Source organism: Neisseria sp. P0008.S010 (assembly GCF_051962715.1).
GTDB lineage: Bacteria > Pseudomonadota > Gammaproteobacteria > Burkholderiales > Neisseriaceae > Neisseria > Neisseria elongata.
This window is the reverse complement of the sequence record NZ_JBQCVA010000250.1, coordinates 1-288: the sequence shown is the minus strand read 5'-3', so window position 1 is coordinate 288 and position 288 is coordinate 1. Positions and strand designations below refer to the sequence as shown.

Below are 288 nucleotides of genomic sequence, written 5' to 3'. Positions count from 1 at the left end.
ACTATATTGTGCAGGAATGGCTCCTGGAAATGAGCGGTATATATCGGCCCTATTCCGGCTGGTATGTATCGGACATCAAACTTGAGAGTTTGATCCTGGCTCAGAACGAACGCTGGCGGCATGCCTAACACATGCAAGTCGAACGAACCCTTCGGGGTTAGTGGCGCACGGGTGCGTAACGCGTGGGAATCTGCCCTTGGGTTCGGAATAACAGTGAGAAATTACTGCTAATACCGGATGATGTCTTCGGACCAAAGATTTATCGGCCCAGGGATGAGCCCGCGTAGG

1 rRNA gene is annotated in these 288 nt (G+C 52.1%); it reads left to right on the top strand.

The features are described from left to right. Positions 1–77: 77 nt before the first annotated feature. Positions 78–288: ribosomal RNA gene (locus tag ACTHSL_RS13445) — 16S ribosomal RNA — on the top strand; the annotation flags it as partial.